This is a genomic window from Chamaesiphon sp. OTE_20_metabat_361 (assembly GCF_031364565.1).
On the sequence record NZ_JANLWO010000291.1, the window covers coordinates 1 to 3,243 of the forward strand.

The 3,243-nt window shown below is 46.0% G+C and carries 4 protein-coding genes; all 4 read left to right on the forward strand.

Features of this window, described 5'->3' with window-relative positions:
* On the forward strand, window positions 1-934 hold a 934-nt coding region (locus RMO35_RS08635; protein ID WP_309740273.1), incomplete at its 5' end, for a hemolysin family protein.
* A 101-nt stretch (window positions 935-1,035) separates the two neighbouring features.
* On the forward strand, window positions 1,036-2,463 hold the full coding sequence (locus RMO35_RS08640) for an isochorismatase family protein (protein WP_309740274.1): 1,428 nt from the start codon (window positions 1,036-1,038) through the stop codon (window positions 2,461-2,463).
* A gap of 185 nt (window positions 2,464-2,648) precedes the next feature.
* On the forward strand, window positions 2,649-2,981 hold the full coding sequence (locus tag RMO35_RS08645; RefSeq protein ID WP_309740275.1) for a glutathione S-transferase family protein: 333 nt from the start codon (window positions 2,649-2,651) through the stop codon (window positions 2,979-2,981).
* Window positions 2,982-3,016: 35 nt separating this feature from the next.
* Window positions 3,017-3,103 (forward strand): hypothetical protein, encoded by an 87-nt coding sequence (locus tag RMO35_RS25255; protein WP_396135632.1) that lies wholly within the window; start codon window positions 3,017-3,019, stop codon window positions 3,101-3,103.
* The last annotated feature ends 140 nt before the right edge of the window (window positions 3,104-3,243 follow it).

Sequence of the window (3,243 nt, forward strand, 5' to 3'; positions counted from 1 at the left end):
AGAAACAATCGCCAGTTTTTTCGCCATCCCCATCGACTTTCTGGCGCGGGTATCGACACCATTAATTTTAGTGCTGAGCTATTCTACCAACTTTGTTGTCAAGCTATTTGGCATCAAGCGTACTACTCAACCAGAAGTCACCGAAGAAGAAATCAAGGTGATGATCGAGCAAGGTACCGAAACCGGGATGTTTGAAGAGTCCGAGCAAGATATGGTTCAAGGTGTACTGAGTTTAGGCGATCTCAAGATCGGTGCGCTGATGACTCCTCGTCCAGACATTACTTGGATTGATATCAACGATCGGATTGCAATTACCCGTGACAAGATTATTGATAGCGACTATTCAAGATTACCTGTGTGTGAAGGCGAACTCGATCGCGTCTTAGGTGTCGTACATGTTGCCGACTTACTCTCGCAAACCCTCAAAGGCGAAGAAATCAATCTCACCGCCTCCCTCAGTCAACCACTCTTTATCCCTGAAAGTACGCGCGGTTTAAAAGTACTCGAACAATTTAAAAAATTCGGCACCCATATCGCAATGGTAGTAGATGAGTATGGCGTGATTCAAGGCTTAGTCACCATGCACGATCTCTTTGAAGAGATTTTTGGTGATATTACCGACTTTAATGAAGAACCCGAAGAACCCCAAATTATTCAGCGCGATGACGGTTCCTGGCTCTTAGATGGGATGTTATCGATCGAGGAATTACTCGAACAATTTGATATCCCCGAAAGTGCGATCGATCGCGGCAACTATCATACCCTCGGCGGATTTGCGATCATGCAGTTGGGTAAAATCCCCGTTTCCGGAGAACATTTTGAATGGCGCAGCTTGCGATTTGAAATCATCGACATGGACGGTAAAAGAGTCGATAAAGTCCTCGTTGAATTGTCCGAAACTCCAGCCGAACAGCACGAACATCATAGTAACTAGAGCTGGCAATAACAAATAGTAAATCTATCGATTTGGCGATCGCATCTTCGTCAGCTAAAATTAGGATTACCACGTTTTATCAATTCCTTCATTCAGCCTCGATGAAATCTCTTGCCGCTCTTCTGCTCGTCGATCTTCAGAACGACTTCTTAACAGAGGGCGGTGCTTTTAGCAAACGGCATATCGAACCCCAACAACTCTGTGAGGCTGTCGGATGGTTGGTGCAAGCCGCTAGACAACAACAGCGAAATGTTGCTTGGATTACTTCAAATTATGGCGAATTAACTGGAACGCCCGACGAACTCCACGGCAAAAGTCACACAGGGAAACCTTGCTGCGTTAAAGGTACTTGGGGTAGCGAAATCGTCACTACGTCGCAAAGTGCCTTCGCCCAGCGAACGGAGGATGAGATTTCGATCGTTAAGCATTGGTATGATGCTTTCGAGCAAACACAACTTCATCAGTGGCTGCAAGCCAAACGAGTAAATAAACTGGCGATTTGTGGCGTCACGACTAATGTGTGCGTGTTTCACACCGCCCAGTCTGCGCTCCGCTTGGGCTATCAGGTCGAGATCTTAGCAGAAGCGACATCGGCTAGCACCCCAGGAAAACATCTGCTGGCAATTCGAGAACTAGAAAAATTGGGTGCGACAACTAGACATTGGGGCGAACTGCTGGGCGAAAGTAATCCCGTGCGACTGAGCGGTATTGCTGGCGATAGTAGCCTAGATTGTGCAGCCCTCTCAGCTTGCATCGACGATAGTACCTTCCAAACTTTGCATGACGAGGTTGTTTGGCACCAGATGATTCATCGGGGTAGCGCAGTACCGCGTTTAATTGCCCTCCAAGGCACCAAAAAGCCGGATGGCGTCGAACCCCTCTACCGTCACCCAGCGGACGCACAGCCGCCCTTAACCCACTGGACACCAACCATCGACACTATTCGCCAAGAAGTCGAACGCCGCATCGGTCATCCCCTCAATCATTGTTTGATTCAACTCTACCGCAACGGGCGCGATTTTATCGGCGAACATGCGGATAAAACCCTAGATGTGATGCGTCCTTCGTTTATCGTAAATGTCTCGCTAGGCACGACAAGATCGATGTTATTTCGATCGAAAACCGATAAAGGTACAGTACCTCAAAAACTACCATTACCGCACGGTTCGTTGTTTATGTTGAACTTAGAGAGCAATCAAAAGTTCTATCACGGCATCAAACAACTCGGCAGCGATGGCACCGACGTACCTCGGATCTCTCTGACGTTGCGGTATATCGGCACCTACTACGACCGCACGAATGGAGCCGTCTGGGGAATTGGTGCCCCCAGCAAAACCAGAGCGGAGGCAAACGCCAGAGTCGAATGGATAAATTCGCTCGCTCCTGAAGAAAGACTAGCGAAGGAAACAGCAGAAGCCGATCTAATGTTGCAGCTCTTTCGTGAAGAAAATATTAATCCCGATTTTGATGCCAGTGCTTATCAGCCTGGATTCGATATTTTAGACTTCCAGGGATTTGTCGATCGTTGAATTAGTGAATAGTGATATTCACTTCATATAGTTTAAGTTAAACTATAAAATTTAATTAAATTAGAGATAAAAATATGGAGCCAGAAAGAACCATTTATATTGTCAACGGATCGATCGCTAGTTGGCGAGTATTAATTACCCTATGTGAAAAAGGTTTATCATTCGACACCAAAAGAGTATGAGTAATGAGAGCCGATCCCGAAACTAGAACACCAGAATTTTTGGCATTAAATCCCAGAGGGCAAGTACCGTTGCTCGTCGAAACCGACGGTACCAAAATTAATGAATCTTTGGCGATCTTGCACTATCTCGAACTGCGCTATCCTACACCTTCGTTACTACCAGCCCAGGGAAATTGGCAAGAATGTGCAAATGCGATCGCCTGGATTCAAGAGGCTGAAGCATTTGCTTGCGCTTACGAACCGCTCGAATATTTCTTTCTCAAAAAACCTTCAGATCTGAATGATGAGGAAAAAAAGAAATTAAAAGAGCTATTATTGCGATTAACTTCGATCTAAATCTGTGGGAAGAACGCGCCTCAAAACACACCTTTATTGCTAGCGAATTGTTTACACTCGCTGACTGTTCGTTTTACCCGACGATCGCCTATATGATGCACCGAGGTTTATTATTGGGATAGCTACAGGATACGGATACTGTTGGCGAATTCAAAAACCGATCGAGTGGGCGGGCAGACGAGTGGGTCAATTTGTGGATGAAAGTAGGTTGCCACTCGAACAACAACTCACTAATTTTGCGAGAATATCGATCGGTTAAAAT